Origin of the sequence: Pseudoxanthomonas kalamensis DSM 18571, assembly GCF_010211745.1 — a bacterium.
GTDB classification, from domain to species: Bacteria; Pseudomonadota; Gammaproteobacteria; order Xanthomonadales; family Xanthomonadaceae; genus Pseudoxanthomonas_A; species Pseudoxanthomonas_A kalamensis.
The window spans coordinates 1-534 of the sequence record NZ_PDWQ01000129.1 but is presented as its reverse complement, the minus strand read 5'-3'; the positions used below and the strand labels follow the sequence as shown (position 1 = coordinate 534).

Below are 534 nucleotides of genomic sequence, written 5' to 3'. Positions count from 1 at the left end.
CTCCACCGGCCAGCGGAGTGCCCTCGAAGGGGAGCAAGAAATTCACCGGCACCGAATCGACCCCATGCTTGCGCAGGTCGAAGATAACATCGACGAATTCCTCGTCGGTCTCGCCCATGCCGGCAATAACTCCGGAGCAGGGCGACAGACCATTGCGCTTGAGGACTTCGACGGTATCCATCCTGTCCTCGTAGGAGTGGGTACTGCAGATCTTGCCGTAATGAGAGCGAGCGGTATTGGCATTGTGGTTGTAGGCGTCGGCGCCCGCCTCCTTGATGGAAGCGGCCTTCTCGTCGTCGACAAACCCCAAACAGACACAAACCTCAACGTCGGGGTGGTCGGCTTTGAGGGAACGTACCATGCCATTGACGCGCTCGACGTCTCGCCGAGATGGACCATGACCGGAGGCCACCATGCAGACGCGACGTGCACCACCGGCAATCCCAGCCTCGACGGCGTCGTGTACCTTCTGCGGATCGGCCCAGGAGTATTTCGTGATCTCGGCACGCGATCCCAGACGCTGCGAGCAATAGG

Annotated in this window: 1 protein-coding gene; it reads right to left on the bottom strand. The window is 60.5% G+C overall.

The window, feature by feature from the left end; translation table 11 throughout:
• On the bottom strand, positions 1–534 hold a 534-nt coding region (locus CSC70_RS14355; protein ID WP_162457234.1), incomplete at both ends, for a biotin synthase BioB.